The sequence below is a fragment of the Streptomyces lancefieldiae genome (assembly GCF_031845825.1).
Taxonomy (GTDB): Bacteria; Actinomycetota; Actinomycetes; order Streptomycetales; family Streptomycetaceae; genus Streptomyces; species Streptomyces lancefieldiae.
Genome location: NZ_JAVRFH010000010.1, coordinates 194,291 through 216,834 on the forward strand (window position 1 = coordinate 194,291; position 22,544 = coordinate 216,834).

21 protein-coding genes are annotated in these 22,544 nt (G+C 72.1%); 5 read left to right on the plus strand and 16 right to left on the minus strand.

Translation table 11 applies throughout. The features are described 5' to 3' along the window. Positions 1-18: 18 nt before the first annotated feature. Complete coding sequence (locus RM812_RS13210) at positions 19-1,077, minus strand: aldo/keto reductase (protein WP_311572683.1); 1,059 nt, start codon at positions 1,075-1,077, stop codon at positions 19-21. Positions 1,078-1,221: 144 nt separating this feature from the next. Between RM812_RS13210 and RM812_RS13215 the strand changes: the two genes are divergently transcribed. Continuing rightward, entirely contained in the window at positions 1,222-1,830 is a 609-nt protein-coding gene (locus RM812_RS13215) for a TetR/AcrR family transcriptional regulator (protein WP_311572684.1), read from the plus strand. Positions 1,831-1,895: 65 nt separating this feature from the next. Then, complete coding sequence (locus tag RM812_RS13220) at positions 1,896-2,225, plus strand: antibiotic biosynthesis monooxygenase family protein (RefSeq protein ID WP_311572685.1); 330 nt, start codon at positions 1,896-1,898, stop codon at positions 2,223-2,225. 116 nt (positions 2,226-2,341) lie between these two features. On the opposite strand, the gene RM812_RS13225 is transcribed toward RM812_RS13220, so the two are convergent. The 3 genes from RM812_RS13225 to RM812_RS13235 all read right to left on the minus strand — a co-directional run bounded on the left by RM812_RS13225 (position 2,342) and on the right by RM812_RS13235 (position 9,318). After that, positions 2,342-5,716 (minus strand): pyruvate carboxylase, encoded by a 3,375-nt coding sequence (locus tag RM812_RS13225; protein WP_311572686.1) that lies wholly within the window; start codon positions 5,714-5,716, stop codon positions 2,342-2,344. 179 nt (positions 5,717-5,895) lie between these two features. Beyond that, positions 5,896-7,587 (minus strand): cellulase family glycosylhydrolase, encoded by a 1,692-nt coding sequence (locus RM812_RS13230; RefSeq protein WP_311572687.1) that lies wholly within the window; start codon positions 7,585-7,587, stop codon positions 5,896-5,898. A 168-nt stretch (positions 7,588-7,755) separates the two neighbouring features. Then, positions 7,756-9,318 carry an alpha/beta fold hydrolase gene (locus tag RM812_RS13235; protein WP_311572688.1) on the minus strand — a complete coding sequence of 521 codons (1,563 nt, stop codon included), beginning with the start codon at positions 9,316-9,318 and terminating at the stop codon, positions 7,756-7,758. A 144-nt stretch (positions 9,319-9,462) separates the two neighbouring features. Between RM812_RS13235 and RM812_RS13240 the strand changes: the two genes are divergently transcribed. Continuing rightward, complete coding sequence (locus RM812_RS13240) at positions 9,463-10,566, plus strand: helix-turn-helix domain-containing protein (RefSeq protein WP_311572689.1); 1,104 nt, start codon at positions 9,463-9,465, stop codon at positions 10,564-10,566. Here RM812_RS13240 and RM812_RS13245 read toward each other — a convergent pair. Together RM812_RS13245 and RM812_RS13250 are read right to left on the minus strand one after the other, a co-directional pair. Next, a complete protein-coding gene (locus RM812_RS13245; RefSeq protein ID WP_311572690.1) occupies positions 10,462-10,728 on the minus strand; it encodes a hypothetical protein in 267 nt (88 codons plus the stop codon). The genes RM812_RS13240 and RM812_RS13245 overlap by 105 nt on opposite strands. Positions 10,729-10,783: 55 nt before the next feature. Next, a complete protein-coding gene (locus tag RM812_RS13250) occupies positions 10,784-11,785 on the minus strand; it encodes a phosphotransferase (RefSeq protein WP_311572691.1) in 1,002 nt (333 codons plus the stop codon). 152 nt (positions 11,786-11,937) lie between these two features. On the opposite strand from RM812_RS13250, the gene RM812_RS13255 reads away from it, so the two are divergent. Next, positions 11,938-13,038, plus strand: a complete 1,101-nt coding sequence (locus tag RM812_RS13255) for a DUF475 domain-containing protein (protein ID WP_311572692.1) — start codon at positions 11,938-11,940, stop codon at positions 13,036-13,038. Positions 13,039-13,159: 121 nt separating this feature from the next. Beyond that, positions 13,160-13,582 (plus strand): DUF350 domain-containing protein, encoded by a 423-nt coding sequence (locus RM812_RS13260; RefSeq protein ID WP_311572693.1) that lies wholly within the window; start codon positions 13,160-13,162, stop codon positions 13,580-13,582. Between the two features lie 13 nt (positions 13,583-13,595). On the opposite strand, the gene RM812_RS13265 is transcribed toward RM812_RS13260, so the two are convergent. The 10 genes from RM812_RS13265 to RM812_RS13310 all read right to left on the minus strand — a co-directional run bounded on the left by RM812_RS13265 (position 13,596) and on the right by RM812_RS13310 (position 22,542). Continuing rightward, positions 13,596-15,029, minus strand: coding sequence for a WGR domain-containing protein (locus RM812_RS13265; protein ID WP_311572694.1), 1,434 nt, complete (start codon positions 15,027-15,029; stop codon positions 13,596-13,598). Between the two features lie 98 nt (positions 15,030-15,127). Beyond that, positions 15,128-16,288 carry an oxygenase MpaB family protein gene (locus RM812_RS13270; RefSeq protein ID WP_311572695.1) on the minus strand — a complete coding sequence of 387 codons (1,161 nt, stop codon included), beginning with the start codon at positions 16,286-16,288 and terminating at the stop codon, positions 15,128-15,130. 13 nt (positions 16,289-16,301) lie between these two features. Further along, positions 16,302-17,411 (minus strand): polyprenyl synthetase family protein, encoded by a 1,110-nt coding sequence (locus RM812_RS13275; RefSeq protein ID WP_311572734.1) that lies wholly within the window; start codon positions 17,409-17,411, stop codon positions 16,302-16,304. Positions 17,412-17,415: 4 nt separating this feature from the next. Continuing rightward, positions 17,416-17,700: a polyprenyl synthetase gene (locus RM812_RS13280; protein WP_311572696.1), complete on the minus strand. Its 285-nt coding sequence runs from the start codon at positions 17,698-17,700 to the stop codon at positions 17,416-17,418. 138 nt (positions 17,701-17,838) lie between these two features. After that, positions 17,839-18,030: a hypothetical protein gene (locus RM812_RS13285; protein ID WP_311572697.1), complete on the minus strand. Its 192-nt coding sequence runs from the start codon at positions 18,028-18,030 to the stop codon at positions 17,839-17,841. Positions 18,031-18,080: 50 nt separating this feature from the next. Next, positions 18,081-19,157 carry a polyprenyl synthetase family protein gene (locus RM812_RS13290; protein WP_311572698.1) on the minus strand — a complete coding sequence of 359 codons (1,077 nt, stop codon included), beginning with the start codon at positions 19,155-19,157 and terminating at the stop codon, positions 18,081-18,083. Positions 19,158-19,361: 204 nt separating this feature from the next. After that, positions 19,362-19,484 (minus strand): type B 50S ribosomal protein L36, encoded by a 123-nt coding sequence (ykgO, locus tag RM812_RS13295; protein ID WP_114533933.1) that lies wholly within the window; start codon positions 19,482-19,484, stop codon positions 19,362-19,364. 42 nt (positions 19,485-19,526) lie between these two features. Next, entirely contained in the window at positions 19,527-19,691 is a 165-nt protein-coding gene (gene rpmG / locus RM812_RS13300) for a 50S ribosomal protein L33 (protein ID WP_311572699.1), read from the minus strand. A 119-nt stretch (positions 19,692-19,810) separates the two neighbouring features. After that, on the minus strand, positions 19,811-21,130 hold the full coding sequence (locus tag RM812_RS13305; RefSeq protein ID WP_311572700.1) for a M20/M25/M40 family metallo-hydrolase: 1,320 nt from the start codon (positions 21,128-21,130) through the stop codon (positions 19,811-19,813). After that, positions 21,127-22,542 carry a cytosine permease gene (locus RM812_RS13310; RefSeq protein WP_311572701.1) on the minus strand — a complete coding sequence of 472 codons (1,416 nt, stop codon included), beginning with the start codon at positions 22,540-22,542 and terminating at the stop codon, positions 21,127-21,129. The genes RM812_RS13305 and RM812_RS13310 overlap by 4 nt, the downstream gene beginning before the upstream one ends. Between the last annotated feature and the right edge of the window lie 2 nt (positions 22,543-22,544).

The window sequence follows — 22,544 nt, forward strand, 5'->3', positions numbered from 1 at the left end:
ACCGCCGAGCACGGCGGGTCAGCCCTGGGGTACGCCCACGCGCCGCACGGGGTGGGGGTTGAGGCGGGCGAAACCCTCCTGGCGTTCGTAGGGGAAGTAGGGATAGGGAGCCGTGCCGGCGCTCGCGGCGTCGAGCCTGGCCACCTGCTCCTCGGTCAGGGCCCACCCGACGGCGCCGAGGTTCTGCCGCAGCTGCTCCTCGTTGCGGGCGCCGATGATGACCGAGGAGACGGTCGGGCGCCGCAGCAGCCAGTTGATGGCGATCTGGGGCACGGTCCGCCCCGTCTCCTCGGCGATGGCGTCCAGCGCGTCGACCACCCGGAACAGCAGCTCGTCCGCCACGGGTGGGCCGTAGTCGGCCGTGGCGTGCAGCCGGCTCCCGGCCGGGAGCGGTTGGCCGCGCCGGATCCGGCCGGTGAGCCGCCCCCACCCCAGCGGGCTCCAGACGACGGCTCCGACGCCCTGGTCGAGCGCCAGCGGCATGAGCTCCCACTCGTAGTCCCGGCCGACGAGGGAGTAGTAGACCTGGTGCGCCGCGTAGCGCCGGTGTCCGTGGGCGTCCGCGTCGGCCAGCGACTTCATCAGCTGCCACCCGCTGAAGTTCGAGACCCCGGTGTAGCGGAGCTTCCCGGCCCGTACGAGGTCGTCGAGGGTGGAGAGCACCTCCTCCACCGGCGTTCCGGCGTCGAAGGCGTGCAGTTGGAAGAGGTCGATGTAGTCCGTGCCCAGCCGGCGCAGGGCCCGGTCGACCGCCGTGATCAGACGCGCCCGCGAGGTTCCCGCGTCCGCCGGCCCGTCGCCCGTCGGCAGCCCGGCCTTGGTGGAGATGATCACCTGGTCGCGCCGCCCCTTCACGGCGGCACCGAGCACCTCCTCCGACGCCCCGCCGGAGTAGACGTCGGCCGTGTCGAACATGGTCACTCCCGCGTCCAGGCAGATGTCGACCAGTCGGCGCGCCTCCGCCTCGTCCGTGCTGCCCCAGGCGCCGAAGAGCTCTCCCCGCCCACCGAAGGTACCGGCGCCGAAGCTCAGTGCGGGGACCATGAGTCCGGACGCGCCCAGTCTCCTGAATTCCACAACCGCATCCCTCCGTATGGCCGTCCGTCGCGTCGTGGTGGTGCACGTCGCGCGCGAGGCGGCAACCGTTAACGGGACTTCTGTTCCGTTAAGATGTCCACAGACTAACGGCAAGCCAGCAGTTAATGGAACCGGAGTACCGTTATGACTTCCGAAGGCATGAACCCCGGCACCACCCGCCCGGGCGGCCGTACCGCCCGCGTGCGGTCCGCCGTACTCCGGGCGGCCGGCGACGCCCTCGCGGAGCACGGCCTGGCCGGCCTCGACCTCGCCGACGTGGCCCGTCGCGCCGAGGTGGGCCGGACCACGGTCTACCGCCGGTGGGGGACCCCGGCCAACCTGGTCGCCGACCTGCTCGCGGACATGGCCGAGCAGTCCCTCCCCCGCGCCGAGACCGGCACGCTCCTCGGCGATCTGCGGGCCAACGCCCGGCTCGTGCGGCGCACGCTGGCCGACCCTCGCCAGGGCGCGCTCTTCAAGGCGGTGATCGCCGCCGCGACCGGCGACGAGCAGGCGGCCGCCGCCCTCCACCGGTTCTACGACGCCCGCGTCACGGAGTGGGAGCCCTGCGCCCGCCAGGCCGTCGAACGCGGTGAACTGCCCGAGGGCACCGACACGCGCGAAGTGATCCGCGCGGTCTCCGCTCCCCTCTACTACCGCCTGCTGACCACCGATCAGCCCCTGGACGAGGCGACGGCCGACCGCGCCGCCGAGGCCGCGGCGGCAGCGGCCCGGGCGGGAGTCTTCGTCTGATCCTCCTGCCCGTCTCCGGGTCCGTTGCGAGGCGTGACGACCGCGGCATGCGGCAGGATGGGGCCATGAGCGTAGTCAAGATCAACGTACTGACCGTTCCCGCCGAGCAGCGCGAGACACTGGAGAAGCGCTTCGCCTCACGGGCCCATGCCGTGGAGAACTCCGACGGGTTCGAGTGGTTCGAACTCCTGCGGCCCGTGGAAGGCACCGACGACTACCTCGTCTACACGCGCTGGCGTGACGAGGAGTCCTTCCAGGCCTGGATGGAGGGCCCCATGAAAGCGGCGCACCGCGGCGGTGGCGCGGAGGGCGGCGAGGCTCCCAAGCCGGCGGCGAGCGGGTCCACGCTGTGGTCCTTCGAGGTGGTGCAGCAGGCGGCGCCGAAGAGCGCCTGAGCGGTGGAGTTGAACGACGGCGCGGACTCCGTGCCGGGGGTACACCCGTAAGGCGCCGACCGTCTGACGGCCCGGCGGCAACCGCCGGCCGGGCCGTCGGCCTTCGGCTGCCCGGCTCAGGCCAGCTGGACGAGGAGGTCTCCCCCCTCGACCTGCTGGATGCGGTTGACGGCGAGCCTGGTCACCGTGCCGGACTTCGGCGCGGTGATCGTGGCCTCCATCTTCATCGCCTCGATGGTGGCCACGGTGGCACCGGCCTCGACCTCGTCGCCCTCGGCGACCGCGAGCGTCACCACGCCCGCGAACGGCGCCGCGACATGGCCGGGGTCGGCACGGTCGGCCTTCTCCGTGACCGGGACGTCACAGGCCGCCGACCGGTCGCGGACCTGGATCGGCCTGAGCTGGCCGTTCAGAGAGGACATCACGGTGCGCATGCCGCGCTCGTCGGCGTCACCGACCGCCTGCAGCTCGATGAGCAGACGGACACCGGGGTCGAGGTCGACCGTGTACTCCTTGCCGGGGCGCAGCCCGTAGAAGAAGTCCTTGCTGTCCAGGACGCTGGTGTCGCCGAAGGAGGCGCGGTGGGCGTCGAACTCGCGGGCCGGTCCGGGGAACAGCAGCCGGTTGAGCGTCGTCCGGCGCTCCTTGGCCAGCCCGGTGCGGTCGTCGGGGGTCAGCTCCGGCAGGGGCTTGGCCTCGGCGCGGCCCCGCAGCGCCTTGCTGCGGAACGGCTCGGGCCAGCCGCCGGGCGGGGTGCCCAGTTCGCCGCGCAGGAAGCCGACGACGGAGTCGGGGATGTCGAACCGGTCCGGCTCCGCCTCGAAGTCCGCCGGGGAGACGCCGGCGCCCACCAGGTGCAGGGCCAGGTCGCCGACCACCTTGGACGAGGGGGTGACCTTCACCAGGCGGCCCAGCATCCGGTCGGCCGCGGCGTACATCGCCTCGATGTCCTCGAAGCGGTCGCCGAGACCGAGCGCGATCGCCTGGGTGCGCAGGTTGGAGAGCTGCCCGCCGGGGATCTCGTGGTGGTAGACGCGGCCGGTCGGTGAGGCCAGGCCCGCCTCGAAGGGCGCGTAGACCCTGCGCACGCTCTCCCAGTACGGCTCCAGGTCGCCGACGGCCTGGAGGTCGAGGCCGGTGGGCCGCTCGGTGTGGTCCGTCGCGGCGACGATCGCCGACAGCGACGGCTGCGAGGTGGTGCCCGCCATGGACGCCACCGCCCCGTCGACCGCGTCCGCGCCGGCCTGGACCGCGGCGAGGTAGGTGGCGAGCTGACCGCCGGTGGTGTCGTGGGTGTGCAGGTGCACCGGCAGGTCGAACTCCCGGCGCAGCGCGGAGACCAGCGTCGCCGCGGCCGGTGCGCGCAGCAGCCCGGCCATGTCCTTGACGGCCAGGACGTGGGCTCCGGCGTTCACGATCTGCTCGGCGAGGCGCAGGTAGTAGTCCAGCGTGTACAGCCGCTCGGACGGGTCGGACAGGTCCGCGGTGTAGCAGAGGGCGACCTCGGCGACGGACGTGCCGGTCTGCCGTACGGCGTCGATGGCGGGCCGCATCTGGTCGACGTCGTTGAGGGCGTCGAAGATGCGGAAGACGTCGATGCCGGTGGCGGCGGCCTCCTGCACGAAGGCGTCGGTCACCTCGGTCGGGTACGGGGTGTAGCCGACGGTGTTGCGACCGCGCAGCAGCATCTGCAGGCAGATGTTGGGCACGGCCTCGCGCAGGGCGGCCAGGCGCTCCCACGGGTCCTCGGCGAGGAAGCGGAGGGCGACGTCGTAGGTGGCACCGCCCCAGCACTCCAGGGACAGCAGTTGGGGCAGGGTGCTCGCGACCACCGGGGCGACGGCGAGCAGGTCCTTGGTGCGGACCCGGGTGGCGAGCAGCGACTGGTGGGCGTCGCGGAACGTGGTGTCGGTGACCCCGATGGTGGGCGAGTCGCGCAGCCGGCGCGCGAAGCCCTCCGGGCCGAGCTCGGCGAGCCGCTGCCGGGAGCCGGCCGGGGGTTCACCGGCGGGCAGCGGCGGCAGCTTCGTCAGCGGGTCGACGAGTGCCGGGCGCTCGCCGTGCGGCTTGTTCACCGTGACGTCGGCGAGGTAGGTGAGCAGCTTCGTGCCGCGGTCGGCGGAGTGGCGCGCGGTGAGCAGGTGCGGACGCTGCTCGATGAACGACGTGGTGACCCGGCCGGCCTGGAAGTCGGGGTCGTCCAGCACGGCTTGGAGGAAGGGGATGTTGGTGGCGACGCCACGGATGCGGAACTCGGCCACGGCGCGCCGGGCGCGGTTCACGGCGGTGGCGAAGTCCCGGCCGCGGCAGGAGAGTTTGACCAGCATCGAGTCGAAGTGGGCGCTGATCTCCGTACCGGCGTGGGTGGTGCCGCCGTCGAGGCGGATGCCCGAGCCGCCGGGCGAGCGGTAGGCGCTGATCCGCCCGGTGTCCGGGCGGAAGCCGTTGGCCGGGTCCTCGGTGGTGATGCGGCACTGCAGCGCGGCGCCGCGCAGGGTGATGTTCTCCTGGGCGAGACCGAGGTCGGCCAGCGTCTCACCGGCGGCGATCCGCAGCTGGGACTGCACGAGGTCGACGTCGGTGACCTCCTCGGTGACCGTGTGCTCGACCTGGATGCGCGGGTTCATCTCGATGAAGACGTGGTTTCCGTCGCGGTCGACGAGGAACTCCACGGTGCCGGCGTTGCGGTAGCCGATCTGCCGGGCGAAGTTCACGGCGTCGGCGCAGATCCGCGTCCGCAGGTCCGGGTCGAGGTTCGGGGCGGGCGCCAGCTCGACGACCTTCTGGTGGCGGCGCTGTACCGAGCAGTCCCGCTCGAAGAGGTGGATGACATGGCCCTGCCCGTCGGCGAGGATCTGGACCTCGATGTGACGGGGTTCGACGACGGCTTTCTCCAGGAAGACCGTCGGGTCACCGAAGGCGGACGCCGCCTCCCGGGAGGCCGCTTCGATGGCCTCGCGCAGCTGGGCGGGGACCTCGACGCGGCGCATGCCGCGTCCGCCGCCGCCCGCGACCGCCTTGACGAACACCGGGAAGCCGATGCCGTCGGCGGCGCGGACGAGTTCGTCCACGTCGGTGGAGGGTGCGGACGAGCCGAGGACCGGTACTCCGGCCTCGCGGGCGGCGGCCACGGCGCGGGCCTTGTTGCCGGTCAGTTCGAGGATCCGCGCGCTCGGTCCGACGAACGTGATGCCGGCCTCCTCGCACGCGCGGGCCAGTTCGGGGTTCTCGGACAGGAATCCGTAGCCCGGGTAGACGGCGTCGGCTCCCGCTCGGCGCGCCGCGCGGACGATCTCCTCCACGGAGAGATAGGCGCGCACCGGGTGCCCCGGCTCCCCGATCTCGTACGCCTCGTCGGCCTTCAGGCGGTGCAGCGAGTTGCGGTCCTCGTGCGGGAAGACGGCGACGGTGCGCGCGCCGAGCTCGTAGCCCGCGCGGAACGCCCGGATCGCGATCTCACCGCGGTTGGCGACCAGCACCTTGTGGAACATTGGTGATCCCTTCAGCCTGCCGGGTGACGAGACCATGGTGTCGGCGGCACCGGCGGTACGCCATGTGAGCCGGGCCACTCCTGGCCCCCGCGCGGTCGGGGCCGGCGCCGGCCGACGTCCCCGGCCCCGACCCCGGGACGGCGTACGTGGGGCCGCCGCCGGCCGGCACCGGCGTACGGTCACGCCGTGGCGCAGGAGGCGCCGTTGAGGCTGAAGGCGGTCGGGGCGGTGTTGGTGGTGCCCTTGCCGGCGGTGAAGCCGAGGGTGACCGTGCCGCCCGCGGGGATGGTGGAGGTGTAGGAGGCCGGGGCGACGCTCACCGCGCCGGCGTTCTGGGCGGCGGTGCCTCCCCACATGTTCGTGATGGTCTGGCCGTCCGCGAAGGCGAAGGCGAGCGTCCACGGGCCGATGGAGGCGGTCCCGGTGTTGCGGACGGCGATCTCGCCCTGGAAGCCCCCGGGCCACTCGCCCACGACACGGTATCCGACGGAGCAGGCGGCCCCCGGGGTGCTGCCGTCGTCGCCGGTCGTGACGTCCACGGTGGCGGAGCGGGCCGAGCGGTTGCCCGCCGCGTCCCGGGCGTAGACGGCGAAGGTGTAGGTGGTGTCGGCGGTGAGGCCGGTCACGGTGGCGGTGTTGGTGGTGGAGGCGGCGGCTCGGGTCTCGGAGCCTCCGGCGAGCCGGACGACGTCGTAGCCGGTGACGCCCACGTCGTCGGTGGCGGCGGTCCAGCCGAGGGTGACGGAGGTGGCCGTGACGGCGGAGGCGATCGGGGTGCCGGGGGCCGTCGGTGCCTGGGTGTCGTCCGGGTCGCCGCCGCCGTACACGGTGGCTTCCTCCGAGGTCCGGGCGATGCCGTCGGCGCCGTGGAAGATGCGTTCGCCCCAGGAGCTGAGCCGGCTGGGGTCGAAGTCGAGGGCGAGGTCGAGGACGGGGTCGGTGTTGCCGCTCCAGGACCAGGCCAGGTAGCCGAGGTCGAGCTGCTCGGCGGTGGCCATCATGGTGTCCTCGTCGGGGTCGCCCCACTGGTCGGCCGGGCCGCCGAACTCGCCGATGACGATGGGCAGTTTCGCGTCGACGAAGGCGTTCAGGTAGTCGGTGATCTCCTGGGCGGTGTCGAAGACGCTGTACATGTGGATCGAGAAGATCAGGTTGCCGGTGGGGTCGGCGTCGTGGACGGACCGGGCGTTGGCCCTCATGACGCCCTGCCAGTCCTGGCCCCAGTTGGGCGCGTCCACCATGATCGTGTGCTGGAGGCCGGCGGCGCGCAGCTTCTTGATCGCCGCGGCGGTCGGCTCGGTCCAGCCGGCGGGGTCGGTGTTGCCCCAGGGCTCGTTGCCGATGTTGACGATGACGTAGTCCTCTTCGCCCGCCAGCACGTCCTTGAGGCCGATCCAGTAGTCGGCCGCGTGGTCGAGCGTGCCTGCCGCGGCGTCCTCGCCGTAGCCGGTGGTGTCGTGCACCTCCAGTACGCAGATCAGCCGGTTGGCCTTGCACTGGCCGATGACGGCGGCCACGTCCTCGGGGCTGTTCTCGCTCCAGCGGTGGCCGTCGGACAGGACGACCCGGACGGTGTTGGCGCCCAGTGCCTTGACGTCCGCCAGTGACTGCGTCTCGCCGGGATACCAGGTGTGGGCGTGATTGACCCCGCGCATGACGAAGTCGTTGCCGTTGCCTTCCAGCAGCCGGCCCTCGCTGATGTGCAGGCCGGTGGCCTGCGCACCGGAGGACTGCGCCAGCGCGACGGCCGGGCAGAGGGCCCCTGCGAGGACCAGCCCGACCAGGGCGGCGAGTCCGGTCAGCAGGCGGGCCAAGGGCTTCTGAAGGCGGGCCAGGGGCTTCTGGGGTGTATCGCGTCTTGCTGTGCGCACGGCGACTCCAGGACCAGTAGTGCGGACACGGTGGACGACGAGAGTGTGGGAGCGCTCCCATAAACTCATTACGCCGCGTACACGTCAAGATGTCGGGCGGAAAAGGCCTCGGTGACCTGAAGGCCGGACGGTGGGCGCACGGGTGCCCGCACCGTCCGGCCCGGTGGCTCAGACAGCCGCCCTCCACGCGTCGTCACGGTGTGCCACGCCGTCGCCCACCAGGCTCAGCACCGAACGCATCGCGCGGCGCACGGCCTCACGTGACTCGTCGGTCGGGTCGACGCTCTCGAAGGCGTGGTGACCGTGCGGCACGTCGACCACCTCGACGTGCGCCCCGCAGTTCTCGGCCTCGGTCAGGAACTCCTCGACGGTGGCGGCGATCTCGGGCATCTCCAGCCCCGCCCGGGTGAGGACGAGGGGCAGGGCGCCGGCGTTCGCGACCGCGCGCGCCGGGTGGAACCGGGTGCCGGACAGCCCCCAGTTCGGCAGCGGGGCGAGGACCGGGTAGGAGGCCGCCAGGCAGCGCAGCCATGCCGGGGGCGCCTCCAGCCAGTCCGCCGCGATCGGACCACCGCCCGAGAAGAACCACAGCGCGATCCGGTCCTCGTCCACCCGCGGATCGGCCCGGACCCGTTCCACGGCGGCGGCCACGTCCGCGGCGGCGCGCGCGTAGTCGGCCAGGTCGTGCAGGCGGTGGTCGAGGACCGCGCCCACCGCCCCGCCCCCGGCCGCGTACCGGGCGTATCCCCTCAGGACCGGCCAGTCCCTCGGGGTCGGCCGGGCGTCGGCCGGGACCGGACCGCCGTGCACGAACACCACCGCCGGTCGTGGCTCCTGCGCGTCGGGCAGGTACAGGTCGACGTTCCCGTGCCGCTCCCTGGGCACGTCGGGGACCTCCAGCAGGAACGGCCGCAGGTGCGCGGGCGGTGCCGCGGCGTCGACGGGCTCCAGCCGGTGCCCCTCGCCGGCCGCGGCCCGCAGCAGGACGTCCGTGAGTTCGGCGGGGCAGGACAGCATCGGCCAGTGACCGGTGGGCAGTTCGAAGAAGGTCACCCGGGGATCGACCAGGGCCCGCAGCGCGGGGTCGCCGAAGCCCACCAGCATCTGGACCATCTCGATGCTCGCCCCGTTGCCGGTGCACAGCACGCCGGTGGTGGGCACCGAGGCCACCGCGCCGGTCAGTCGCAGCGATTGGAGCAGGGTGCCCAGCGGTTGCGGGGCGGCGAGGGCGGTGAGCCGGTCCAGGGCCGGGCCGGGTATGCCCGCGGTGCTGCCCCAGAGCCGCCATTCGTCCCGGCCCGGGGGCGGCAGTACTCCGTCGGCCACCTCCCCGCCCGGCCCCGCCCGCCCGGCCAGCCGCTCGCGCAGGGACTGGTCGGGCACGGCGGCCAGGGCCGGGGCCCCGTCCCGCGGCATGCCCGAGTCCAGGTACACGATCCGCTCCACGCGCCCCGCCCGCCGGTCGGCGGCGCCGAGCGCCGGGTGGATGCCGTAGTCGTGGCCGACGAGCACGATCCTCCGGTCCGCCGCCGTGCCGACGGAGTCGATCACCGCGAGGACGTCCGCGATGTGCGTCTCCAGGTCGATGCCGGCCGTCGCGGTGCGCGGCCCGTCGAGCCCGGTGAGGGGCACCGCGTGCGCCTCGGTACCCGCTGCGGTCAGTCGCGCGGCTGTGTCCCGCCAGATGTGTGTGCCGGTGAACATGCCCGACACCAGGATGAACACGGTCATGGCCTCTCCTCACTACGCCGTTCGGTACGGCGTCGGTATGCCGTTGGCCACGACGCCCGTCACGACGTCGCACGCCCGCGGACCGGCCAGGTCACCGGCCCGCGCTCGCCGGTACGGTAGGAACTCCCCCTGAGGGAGGTTCAAGTGTTCACGTCGTACGACGGTCTGTGCGGCATCGGCGAACTCGCCGAACAGGCGGGTGTCACCGTCAAGACCGTCCGCTTCTACTCCGACCGCGGCCTGCTGCCGGAGACCTCCCGCAGCGCCGGCGGGCACCGGCGGTACGGTCCCGGGGCGCTCGACCGGCTGCGCCTGATCCGGTCCCTGCGTGGTCTCGGCCTGTCGGTACCCGAGGTGCGGCGGATCCTTGACGAGGAGGACGAGGCGGGCGAGGCGGAGGCGGCGGGCGGAGCAGGCGCGGCAGGCAGCGGCGCACTGGAGGCCGCCGTCGCCGGCCGGCTGCGCGAACTCGGCTCCGAGCTGAAGGCGTTGCGCTGGCGGGAGGCCGCACTGCGGCTGGTGCACGAGTGTCCGCCCGGGGAGCGGGCCGGCCGGCTGCGGCTGATCGGCGCCGTGCCCGCGCCGCCCAGCACGGACCCGCTGGTCCGGTTCTGGCGCGGCTGGCTGCCGGCCCGTATGCCGGCCCGGGCGGTCGGCGGGTTCCTGGAGGCGGCGGTGCCGCAACCGCCGGACGACCCGGTCCCGGCCCAGGTCCTCGCCTTCGCCCGCCTGAACGCCCTCACGCTCGCTCCGTGCCGGGGCACGGTCCAGCCCCAGCCCGAGGCGCACCGGGCCGCCGGGGCCCGTGGGGCGGCCGTGCTGTACGCCGGGCTGGCGGGGGCGTACGAGCTGGCGGGCGTCCCGTTGCGCGGGGGCCGGGACCCTCAGCCGGGCGAGGCGCTGGACGGGTTCGTCGCCGCGTACACGAGCGCGTACGGCGTCCGGGACACCCCGGACTTCCGCCGCGTGCTGGCCGGGCAGCTCTCTGCCGACCCACGGCTCGACGGCTACTGGGAGCTGGTGGCCGAGGTGATCACTCCGCCGGGGGGCCGGCCGGAGCCGACCCCCGGGTCCGCACACGACTGGCTGCTCGCGGCTCTGGTCGCGGAGACCGGGGACGCTCCCGCGCACGCCGAGCAGCCGTCAGGGCATGTCGCCCCGCCAGTCGAAGCGCCGGGGATCGCCGGGCCTCGGGCCGTACGCGGAGCGGCCGCCCGCCCCGTAGCGACCCAGCGCCGTCGCCAGTGACACTCCCCGGCCGCGCTCGCCTTCCGTGAGGTCCGTGACGTCCAGGAGCAGACCGTCCAGGGGACCGCCCACCAGATGCGCGTAGACGCGTCCGGCCCGCGGCCCGGGGTCGTCGTGGTCCGCTCCGTACACCCTGCCCCGCATGAACTCCACCTCATCCATGACGCGTAGCCTCGCATCCGCCACTGACAACGGCCCGGGCGAACAGGGACAGGCCCTAAAGCGGCGGGTCGTTGAGCAGTTCCAGCAGGCAGCGGGCGCCTTCCCGGGCTGTCGCGGCACCGGCGGTGCCGGTCACCGCGGGGAACAGCCTGCCGTAGGAGGCGGCACGGCTCAGGGCGCTCAGCCGCCAGGCGACGCTCACCGCACGTCGTAGTTCCGCCGCGCTCCGGCCCGCACCCGTCCAGGGCTCCAGGTAGGCGTCACGCAGTCGCGGCAGCACGTGAGGCCCGTATCGCTCGCAGGCCCGGCGAGCGGGGACCGGCAGGCTGCAGAAGGGGTGGGAGACAACGGCGTCGCCCCAGTCGAAGAACGTGAACCTGCCCGGGCCGGGGTGGAACAGCTGGCCGTCGTGCAGGTCCGCGTGGTCGAGGGAGTCCGGGATGCCCACGGCCGCGAGTTCCGCGCACCACTGCAGGAGACGGGGGCGCAGTTCCCGTAGTCCCCGCCGTTCCTCCGGCCTGAGCGAGGTGTCGTCGAGCCGGTCGAAGACGTCGGGCAGTGCGGTGACGGGTACGCCGGGAACACCCAGCCACTCGATCTGTCGGGCGCGCGGAGTCAGGGCGTACTGCAGGGCCGCGTACTGGCGCAGGAGTTCTTCCCAGGTGCCGGGGCCGACCGTACGGCGGTCGAGTACGTCCCGCAGGACCGGTCCCCCGTCCGGCAGCAGTGACCAGCCGCGGTCGGCGTCCACCGCCAGCGGCTCCAGGACGTACCGCGGCACCCAGCTCGCCAGTGCCGCGGTCAGCGCCCCTTCGAAGGCGCCGGCCGGCGGATTGGCCTTGAACCAGACCGCCTCGCGCCCCTCCACGGTCAGCCGCACCAGGACGGACCACGGCCGCAACCGCACCCGGCACTCCCCCGTCGGCCGCAGGCCCCGTGCGGCCAGCCCGGCCCGCACCCAGCCGAGGGCCGCGGTGCGCCAGGCCTCGTCCTCCCAAGGCGTCACGGCGTCCTGGTACCGCCCCCGGTCCACGACCACCGGCATATCACTGAGCATCACGCCATCCCAGCATCATGCGCCACGGACGGCCACCACGTTTCCGGGTCGGCCGGTGGCGGCGGACGAACGTGGTAGAGAACGTGGGTGGAGGGCACTGGCAGGGAATGCCCCTTCCGGCACAGCGCGACAACAGGAGTGAGTGAGCAGCCGTGCTATTGAAGACGTTCCGCTGGGCCTTCGCCGTCACTGCACTGGGCCTGGCCGCCGGAGTGCTGTACGACGGTTGGACCGCCTTCGGTCTCGTGGCCGTCCTCGCCGTGCTGGAGATCTCCCTGTCGTTCGACAACGCGGTGATCAACGCCGGGATCCTGAAGAAGATGAGCTCCTTCTGGCAGAAGATCTTCCTCACCATCGGCATTCTCATCGCCGTGTTCGGCATGCGCCTGGTGTTCCCGGTCGTGATCGTGGCGGTCAGCGCCCGGCTCGGACCGATCGAGGCCGTCGACCTCGCGCTCACCGACAAGGACCGCTATCAGGAGTTGGTGACGGACGCCCACCCGTCGATCGCCGCCTTCGGTGGCATGTTCCTCCTGATGATCTTCCTCGACTTCGTCCTCGAGGACCGGGACATCAAGTGGCTGGGGTGGCTGGAGCGTCCACTGGCCAAGCTCGGCAAGGTCGACATGCTGTCGGTCTGCGTCGCCCTGATCGTGCTGCTCGTCTCCTCGATCACCTTCGGCGCCCATGCCCACCAGCACGGCGGCACCCACGCCGACAAGGCGGAGACGGTCCTGCTGGCGGGCATCGCCGGTCTGATCACCTACATGGTCGTGGGCGGCCTCTCCGGCTACTTCGAGGACAAACTCGAACAGGAGGAGGAGCGCGAACACACGGCCGAGGTGGAGGCCGAACGCGCGGGCAGGTCCCGCTCGGCCGTCGCCCTCACCGGCAAGGCCGCGTTCTTCATGTTCCTCTACCTGGAGGTCCTGGACGCGTCCTTCTCCTTCGACGGTGTCATCGGCGCCTTCGCCATCACCAACGACATCGTGCTGATGGCGATCGGCCTCGGCATCGGCGCCATGTACGTGAGGTCGCTCACCGTCTACCTCGTCCGCCAGGGGACCCTCGACGACTACGTCTACCTGGAGCACGGCGCGCACTACGCCATCGGCGCCCTCGCCGTCATCCTCCTGGTCACCATCCAGTACCAGATCAACGAGATGATCACCGGCATGGTCGGGGTGGTCCTGATCGGCGCATCCTTCTGGTCCTCCGTGCGCCGCAACCGCGCTCTCGCTGCGGTCTCCTGACTCCGCGTCGGGCCGCGCTTGTGGCACCGCAGGGGTCCGGCGGCCGAACGGGTGCGCTACATTTTGCATCGCCTTGACCGCGATCATTCACGATCTCTCACGCAATGGAGCCGGCACCCCCATGAGCGACATCGTCAACGGACTGGGCCGGGCCACCGCCTACGGCGGCCTGGGTCTGGTCCTTCTGGTCCTCGGCATCGTCCTGGTGGACGTGCTGACGCCCGGAAAGCTCGGCCGGCAGATCTGGGAGCAGCGCAACCGCAACGCCGCCGTGGTGCTCAGCTCCGCGCTGCTCGGTATCGGCGGCATTGTGTTCACCTCCATCTGGACGACCTACGAGGACTTCGGCAAGGGTCTGGTCTCGACGGCGACGTTCGGCCTGCTGGGGCTCGTGATGATGGCGGTGGCCTTCCTGGTGGTCGACCTGATCACGCCGGGGCGGCTCGGCGCGACGCTGGTCGAGTCGGAGCCCCACCCGGCCGTATGGGTGACGGCGTCCTGCAACGTCGCGGTCTCCGCCGTCATAGCGGCCTCCATCGCCTGAGGCCGCCCCCCGGTCACACAAGGCGCCTGATGTCCCCGCGCACCCGGTAGAAACCACCCGACGCGGCGTGCAGCGCGTCGACCACGTAACGCGCGCCCGGTTCCCGGATCGCCCTCGGGAACTGGACGTTCCACGAACGGTCGTACCCTTCCGACACCACGTGGATCCGGGTCCGGCCGTTCTCCTGGACGCACTCCACGACCACCGACCCCGCGGGCGCCGCGGCGACGGTCGTCACCGAACCGGCGGTGGTGGCGGGCGCGTACGTCGGCAGCGCGGCGGCGAGCTTGACGTCGCGCGCGACGGGCACCGAGCCCTGCTGGGCGGCCGTGACCGCCGCCTCGCTCGCGTCCACGCACACCAGGGAGCCGTCCGTGGTGACCAGGAAGAGCCGCTCGTCCCGGTACTGCATGGACAGCGCCGAGCCGCCGCCCGTGCCCAGCTTCCACAGCCGCGTGCCGTCCCGGTCGAAGCAGTACACCGAGGAGGCCGAGTCCCCGGCGAAGACGAACCGGCCGCCGGGCGAGGTGGCGCACGAGTACACCGGACCGTCGCAGTGGTACGTCGCCTCGATGGCGCCGGTCGCCTTCGACAGCCGCTGGACCGTGTGACGCCCGGTTCCCGCGTACACCGCGTCGTCCTCCTGCCAGCCGAAGAGCACGGCGCCCTGCGTGGGCGTGTGCCACAACTCGGTGCCGCCGTCCGGCGTGTGGGCCGTCACGCCGTGCGTGTGCCCGTGGTAGACGGCCCGGTCGTCGGCGCGCACCATCCAGGCGTGCTCGCCGCGCCCGCCGCGCGCCCACTGGTGCTCGTCCTCGTGGTCGATCACGGTGAGCCGCCCGGCGCGGTCCGCGACGTTCAGCACGCCCTCGTGGATGTCGAGCCAGAAGATGTCCACGTCGGCCGCGATGTCGTAGGCCGCGAAGGGCAGTTTGGAGGACAGGTCGTACACCCGGCCGTCGTCGCAGCCGGCGTAGATCCAGAAGTCGTCGGCGACCAGGCACTTGACGCCGTCCGGCAGTTGGTAGCGGGCGAGGACCTCGCCTCCGTGCGCGAGGGTGAAGACGTCGCCCGCCTGGTTCCCCACCCAGCAGCGCTCCTCGTCGATGTGGATGCCGAACGCGGCGGAGCCGGTGCGGAAGCGCCACAGGACGGGTGCGACCGCGCGGGCGGTGGACGGCGCCGAGGTCACCTGCCGGCGGGTGACCGCGCGGGGCGCGCGCTGCCCCTGCACGGCGGGGGCGTAGCCCTTGCGCATCTTCTCGCCTATCTTCTTCGCGGCCGCCGCCTCGGCCTTCTGGGCGGTGGGGAAGGTCGACGTCTGGGTCTGTCCGGCGGCACCGATCCGGCCGTAGCGCACGGACACGACCTGTCCCTGAACGGTGACTTCGTAGAACTTGTGCGCGCCCCCACCGTCCTGCGACAGCTCCAGATACGTCTTCGACATGGCAGACCTCTCCCCGGATCGGGCCCCGCGGTGTGTCCGCGGGTTCCACTGACAGAACCGTAGAAGGTCCCACTGACAATCGGACGGCGCCCGGTGGCTCAGGAGACGGTCGCGGGCGGCGGGGTCCAGCGGCGGGTTCGGGAAGCGGTGCCGGCGACGCCGTAGTCCTTCTTGAGCTGCTCGGGGACGGCGTAGTGCATGACGCGTCCGCGGGTGAGGGAGGACAGTTCGAGGATCGTGGTGAGGTGGCCGATGCGGTCGAGCGCCCAGGCGCCCAGTGGTGAGCGGTCCTCGATCGTCTCCAGGACACCGAGGAGGTGCGGGGCGGCCGTCACGAGGGTGTCCCAGGTGCTGCGGGGCACGTCCAGCCAGTCGGCACACGTGTCCCCGACGAGGTAGCGGATCAGTGCGGAGACGACGGGGTCGAAGAGGGTGCCCGGGACGACCTCCTCGTACAGGTCGATGAGCTGCCTGGCCAGATGGGCGCCCTCTTCCGAGGGGCCCATGTGGCGCAGCATGTAGAGGTCGAGGAACTCCCGCCCCTCGTCGAGCGTGGTGGGGACGGCCGTCTGGTCGACGCCCAGCATGGCGCCGACCACGCGCCACGCGTAGAAGTAGGCGTCCGCTCCTTCGGCGGTCATGTGGATGCCGAGACGGTGCAGGCTGTCCAGAACGAGCAGGGAGAAGAACATCTGCCCGCCGATCATGTCCTCCTGGCAGATCGGTACGCCTAGGTTCTCGGTGTCCCAGCGGTTCTCCCGCTTCAGGTGGTGGCGGACGGCGGCGTGCAGCAGGCGTACCTTCTGCGCGGCCGGGACGAACCGGCCCCCGGCTTCGAAGGCGTCCGGCTGCATGAGGTACACGGTGAACTGGCCGGTCTCCGCCATCCGTTTGGAGGGGTAGCTCAGCTGGTGGGTGGCCGACAGCAGCTTGGCGACGTGCGGGACGACGTAGCAGGCGGGCATGGACGCGAACGACAGGGCGGTGGAGATGTGCACGTTGTTGTCGATGAAGAACAGGCGGGCCCTCTCCATCTCGGACCAGTCCACCCAGTCGGGCGGCGCGCCGGTCACCCGCAGGTACTCACGGGCCACCCCGGGGAGGCCGTCCGGAAGTTCCTGGCCGGCGGTGGAGACGTAGCGCATCAGGGAGTTGAACTTGCCGACCTCGCCGCGCTCGAACAGGGTGGCGACGACTGCGTCGGCCAGCTCGTCGCCGTCGCGGCGCAGGGCGTCCATCGACGTCTCGGTGCGGGTCATCACGGTCTCCTCGTCAGTGGATGCGGTCGGTGGCCCGCCGTGCGAGTTCGCGCAGCGCCCGGCGTGCGTGCGGTGGCGTCCCGGCATGGTCCAGGGCGCGGGTGGCCCGCTCCACGCGGGCGAGGATCATCCGCTCGACCCGTTGCGGCGCCTTCAGTTCCAGCATGAGGTCGCGCACGTCGCGCAGGTGGGTCCCGTCCAGGTCGCTCCGGCCCAACAGGTCGGCGAGCAGCTCTCGTTGGGAGGCGTCGGCGGCCTGCCAGGTCTCGGCCAGCAGTGCGGTGGGCCGGTGGGCGCGCAGGTCGTCCAGGCCCGCCTTGCCGGTGCGCTCCGGGTCGCCGAACAGGCCGAGCAGGTCGTCGCGCAGCTGGAAGGCCTCGCCGAGCGGCAGGCCGTAGGCGGAGTAGGTGTCGCGCAGCGCGGGGGTGGCACCGGCGAGCAGGCCGCCGATGAGCAGGGGGTGCTCGACGGTGTACTTGGCGGTCTTGTAGCGGACCACCTTCAACGAGGTTCCGGTGTCCGGTGGTCCGCCGGTGTGCAGGATCTCCAGGCACTCGCCGGCGACGAGTTCGCGGGCGAGCACGGCCCACAGGCCGCGGGCACGGGCGAGGTAGGCGGCGGGAAGACCGCTGGTGACGAACAACTGCCCCGCGAGGGCCATCAGATGGTCGCCCACCAGCATGGCCAGGGACCGGGCGGCCGCGCGGACCGGTCGGTCGTCGTCCCGGGCCTCCCCGGGGGTTCGCGGGGCCGGGTGCCGGCGCGTCTTCGAGGCCGCTGCCAGTACGGCTTCCAGGGCGACGTGGGCGGTGGGCAGGCCGTGGCGCAGGCCGCTGTCGTCGATGAGGTCGTCGTGGACGATCGCCGCGGCGTGCACCAGCTCCATGGAGGCCGCCGCCCGTACGAGCGCGTCGCTGTCGGGCTGTCCGGCCGCGCGCCAGCCCCAGTAGCAGAAGGCAGCGCGCAGCCGTTTGCCGTGTCCGGCCGCGTTCCGCAGTTGCTCGGCCACGGGTGCGAGAGCGTCGTCGACGGCCGCGAAGTGGCCGGCCTCTTCGTCCAGGAAGGCCCGCAGGACGCCGTCGACGCGGGTCTTGAAGGCGGCCGGGTCCCAGCAGTCGGACATCCGGTCAGACATCGCGGCGGTCCGCCGCCCGGCGCGCCCGCGCGTGCTGGGCGAGCACCTCCAGGTGAGCGGGTGGCACGTGCGTCCACCGGTCCAGGGCCAGCCTGCCCCGGGCCTGGAGATCCTGTTCCGCCTCGCGCACCAGGTCGGCGGTGTCCGAGCGGCCGAGGAGCGCGCGCAGCCCGCCCACCGCCGACCCGAGCGTACTCACCGCCAGGTCGGCGAGTCCGGCGACCAGCAGTACGGCCTGGTCGTCCGGGCCTCGGCCCTGTCGCGTCGAGTGCGTCATGCTTCCCCCCACAGGGCGCGTCGTCACCGATGCGCCGGGTCGACGGCGCATCGGTCAGAGCATGACCGGACAACCGGGGTGGAAGATCGGCGAATATCCCTTTGAGCGACGCGGGGAACAGGTGTCGGACGGGCCGGTTCAGTCGCTCGAGTCGTCCTGCCCGCCCGAGCTGCGACCGGAGCTCTTCGCACCGCGTACCAGTTCGCCCACCGCCAGGGTCACGGCGGCCACCCCTCGCACCCACCGAGGTCCGCCCCTCGCCGCCCACACGACGCAGACACACCCTCCGACGACGAGCACCAGAATGCCGGACAGAACCGCCACAGCCATGTTCGTTCCCCTGCTTTCCCGTAGTCCCCGGCAAGTCCGTCGCCGCGGGGTCACCCGGCCCGGTCGACGCTCCACCGCGGCAGGCCTTCGAAGAAGGCGACCGCCTCCTCGCGCCACCTCGGACGCCAGCCCGCTGCCACCAGACGGGCCTGCTCAGCGTAGCGCCGCATGTCCTCCCTCATCAGGGCGGCCACCCCGCGGCGCTCGCCGATCTCACGGACCGCGGCGACGGCCTCCGGCGTGCAGGAGGGGTTCCCCAGGGCGGCTTCCACGACGACCCGCTCGGAGCCGCTCGCGACGGACAACAGGCGGGCGACGGTGTAGCTGTGCCTTCCCTCGCGGATGTCGGTACCGGTCGGCTTGCCCATCGTGGCCGCGTCTCCGAAGAGGTCCAGGTAGTCGTCGCGCATCTGCCCGCAGATGCCGACCAGTCGGGCGTAGCGGCGCAACTCCTGCTCGTAGAGGGCCGGTTGCTCGCCGGCGGCCAGCAGTCCGAGTTTCAGGGGCGCGAGGACCGAGTAGCGGGCCGACTTGTGGTCGGCGACCTCGTGCAGTACTTCGTCGTCCGGGACGGCGGGGGCGAAGTCGCGTTCCAGGTCGACGATCTGGCCCACGAACGTGTCCGCCGCGGCCTGGGTCTGGACCTCGACCATCGCCTGCCGCACCGCCACCGGAAGCTCTGCGTCCAGGAGCGCGCGCAGCGAGAGGGCGAGCGCGAGGTCACCCGCGAGTACGGTCAGGGCGAGGGCCGCGCGCGGATGCCGGGGGAACCTGTCCCGGTAGGCGTAGTAGGTGGTGGGGCCGCCCCGGCGGGTGGCACTGTCGTCGATGAGGTCGTCGTGCACCAGGCCGTGGGTCTGCAGCAGTTCGATGCTCAGCGCGGCGGCGTCCAGCCCTTCCACCGGGTCGCTGCTCACCAGGCGGGCGGCCTCGTGCAGCAGCACGACCCGCATCCGCTTGCCGCCTCGCAGCGACAGGTCGCGCAGCAGGTCCAGGCAGTCCGGGGTGAAGCGGCTGAAGGACGGCGCGTCCAACGTCGTGCCCAGTGTGTCGAAGTACTCCGCGAAGAGCGTGTTGAAGCGCCGCTGGTACCGGGCCACACGGTCCGGCGGCTGCTCGGTCGTCACGAAGTCCTCCTCAAGGCGCCCCGCGCGACGTCTCCGGCGCGGGCACAGCCGGCGGCTGCGGGGCCGTCGGCCAAGGCTACGACCACGGCCTCGGCGCTCTCGCCCGGGGTCGACGGCGTGGACGTCGCCGACTGACCGCCCGCGCGGACACGGACGTGGCGAGGCCCGGCCCCGCCGGTCGCGGGACCGGGCCTCGCACGCGGCTCAGCCCTGGCGGGCCTTGAAACGCGGGTCCTTCTTGTTGATCACGTAGGTCACGCCCCGGCGACGCACCACCTGTGCGCCGGGCCTGGCCTTCAGTGAGCGCAGGGAGTTGCGCACCTTCATGATTTCCCTCCTCGCTCCGTGCGCCGTTCGGCGTCGAGCCGTTCAGCGCTCCTCGCGGAACAGGACGTGCTCCGCCGCCACCGGGTCGTACTTGCGCAGGACGAGCCGGTCGGGGTCGTTGATCCGGTTCTTACGGGTCACGTAGGTGACGCCGGTCCCCGCCGTCGACTTCAGCCTGACGACCGGGCGTGCGGTGTTGCGTGCCATGGGAGCTCCTTCCGACCTCACGCGCGAAACTGATCTGACCCGCGCATGTCAGTCACATGCTCCTCAACGCCGTCCCCCACCGGCGCATTCCCCGGAGCGCCGGCCGGGTGTGGTCGGCGTCAGCACTCCTGCCACAGCCGGGTCATCACCCGCACGCCGAAGCGCAGTCCCTCCAGCGGCACCCGCTCGTCGACGCCGTGGAACAGGCGGCCGTAGTCGAGGTCGGGGGGCAGCTTGAGGCCCTTGAAGCCGAAGCAGCGGATGTCGAGCCTGGTGAAGGCCTTCGCGTCGGTGCCGCCCGGGTTGCAGTAAGGGACCGGGTGGCCGTCGGGGTCCTCGGCTCGCACGGCGGCGCACATGGCGTCGACGAGGGTGCCGTCGAAGGTCGTCTCCATCGCGATGTCGTGGTTGACCCACCGCCGGGACACCGAGGGCAGGAGCAGTGCGTCGATCGCGTCGATCAGTTCCTGTTCGTGGCCCGGCAGGAAACGGCCGTCGACGCGGGCGGTGGCGCGGCCCGGGATGACGTTGGTCTGGTAGCCGGCCGTGAACATGGTCGGGTTGGCCGAGTTGCGCAGGACGACCTGCATGAAGTCGGCGACGTGCCCCAGCTTGGCCAGTTCGGCGTCCAGGTCCTCCGCGTCGAAGTCGATGTCGACTTGCTGGAGCCGGGCGGCCTCCGCGAGCAGGGCGCGTACCGGCTCGATCAGCCGGACCGGGAAGGTGTGCCGGCCGATGCGGGTGAGGGACTCGGCAAGGTCGGTGACGGCGTTCTCGTCGTTGGGGGACGATCCGTGCCCGGCGCGGCCGGTGGCCGTCAGCTCCATCCACGCCATGCCGCGCTGGGCGTTCTCGATCGGGTAGAGGCGCCGGATCTCGTCCAGGGCGTAGCTGAAGCCGCCGCCCTCGCCGATCGCCTCGGTGACGCCCGCGAACAGGTCGGGCCGGTGCTCGACCAGCCAGTGGGCGCCGTACTTGCCGCCCGCCTCCTCGTCGGCGAGGAAGGCGAGGACGATCTCGCGGGCGGGCCGGGTGCCGGTGCGGGCGAAGTGCCGGGCGGTGGCCAGCATGACGGCCACCGTGTCCTTCATGTCGATGGCGCCGCGGCCCCACAGATAGCCGTCGCGGATCTCTCCGGAGAACGGCGGCACCTGCCACTCGGCCGGATCGGCCGGGACGACGTCCAGGTGACCGTGGACCAGCAGGGCGCCGCGCGTCGGGTCGGTGCCCGGGACGCGGGCGACGACGCTGGCACGCCCCGGGGCGCTCTCCACCAGCTCGAAGGCGATGCCCACCTCGGCGAGACGGGCCGCGACCCAGTCGGCGCAGGCGCGCTCGTCGCTGGTGGGGTTCGAGGTGTCGAAGCGGATCAGCTCCGCGCACAGATCGACGACTTCGCGCTGTGCCTCGTCGGAGGCGGGGACGGAGGCGGTGCTCATGGTGCTCCTACGGGGGCCGTGCCGGGGGCGTCCGCGGACGGCTCGGCGGGGTCGGCGGGACGGTCGTCCAGGGTGGTGGTGCCGTACGTCCTGATCCAGCCGGCGAGGCCGAGGACGCAGTAGAGGACGAACGCGGTCAGCAGGGAGTTCAGGGCGGGGATGCCGCCGTCGTAGAACTTGCCGACGCAGAAGGCGACCGCCCAGATGACCAGGGACATGGGCACCCAGGTCGGTGAGGTGGCGGGCAGGGTCCCGGCCTCACGGGTGGCGTCCAGGGGTGCGCGCATGCGGCGCACCACCCAGTACTCGGCGACGATGATGCCGCCCACCGGCGGGATGGCGACGCCCAGCACGGACAGGAAGTCGGTGAAGTGGGTCATGATGCCGACGGCGGACAGCACGGTGCCGGCGATGCCGAGGGCGATGGTGACGGCGCCGCGGTGCAGGCGCTTGCCGAACACGACCTGGAAGAAGTTGACGACGCCGAGGGAGGAGCCGTAGAGGTTCCAGTCGTTGATCTTCGCCGTGGACATCAGGACGACGAGCACACCGAAGGCGCCGGAGGTGAAGAGCACGATCTGGGAGACCTGGCCGCTGCCGACCATGTGGCCGAGCAGGACGCCGGTCAGGCCGACGATGTACTCGGAGAGGATCATCGACGAGGCGCTCTGCAGGAAGACGTGGCTGCCCTTGCGGTTGTAGCGGGTCATCTCCGGGGAGACGATCGCACCGGTCATGAAGCCGCCCGCGATGGCGGTCGCGGCGACGGCGAGCGGGATGGACTGGCCGGGCGCCGGCGAGTGGATCAGCTCGGACAGCGAGTGCTCGCTCAGCGCGTCGGTGACCGACCAGGCGACCATGGCGAAGAACAGCGGGGTGACGATCTTCGCGAAGACGGCCATGTACCGGAAGCCGAAGATGACCAGGCCGGTGATGCCGGCACCGGCGACCAGGCACCACAGCCAGGACGGACCGCCGACGAGCGAGGACACGCTGTCGCCGAAGATGGTGTTCTGGACGCCGAACCAGCCGACGAGGCTGACGGAGATGACCAGGCTGACCAGGGCGGAGCCGTTGCGGCCGAAGCCGGCCCAGCGGGTGAGCAGCGGGGTCGCCAGGCCCTCGCGCATGCCGGCCAGGCCGATCGCGAAGATCACCACTTCGAGGATGACCGCGCCGAGCGTGAAGGCCCAGAAGGCGTCGCCGAAGGACATGCCGACGCCGATGGTGGCACCGAGGGTGAACTGCGAGATGGAGCCCGACTGGGCGAGCCACTGCAGCAGCATCGTCCAGAAGCCGAGGCGCTTGTCGCGCGGGACGCGGGACAGGGCGTAGTCGTCGCTGCCGACGGTTCTGGCGCCGCCCGCCCCGCCCTGCTCAGGGGCCGCGGCGGTGTTCTTGTGCGCGGCCATGA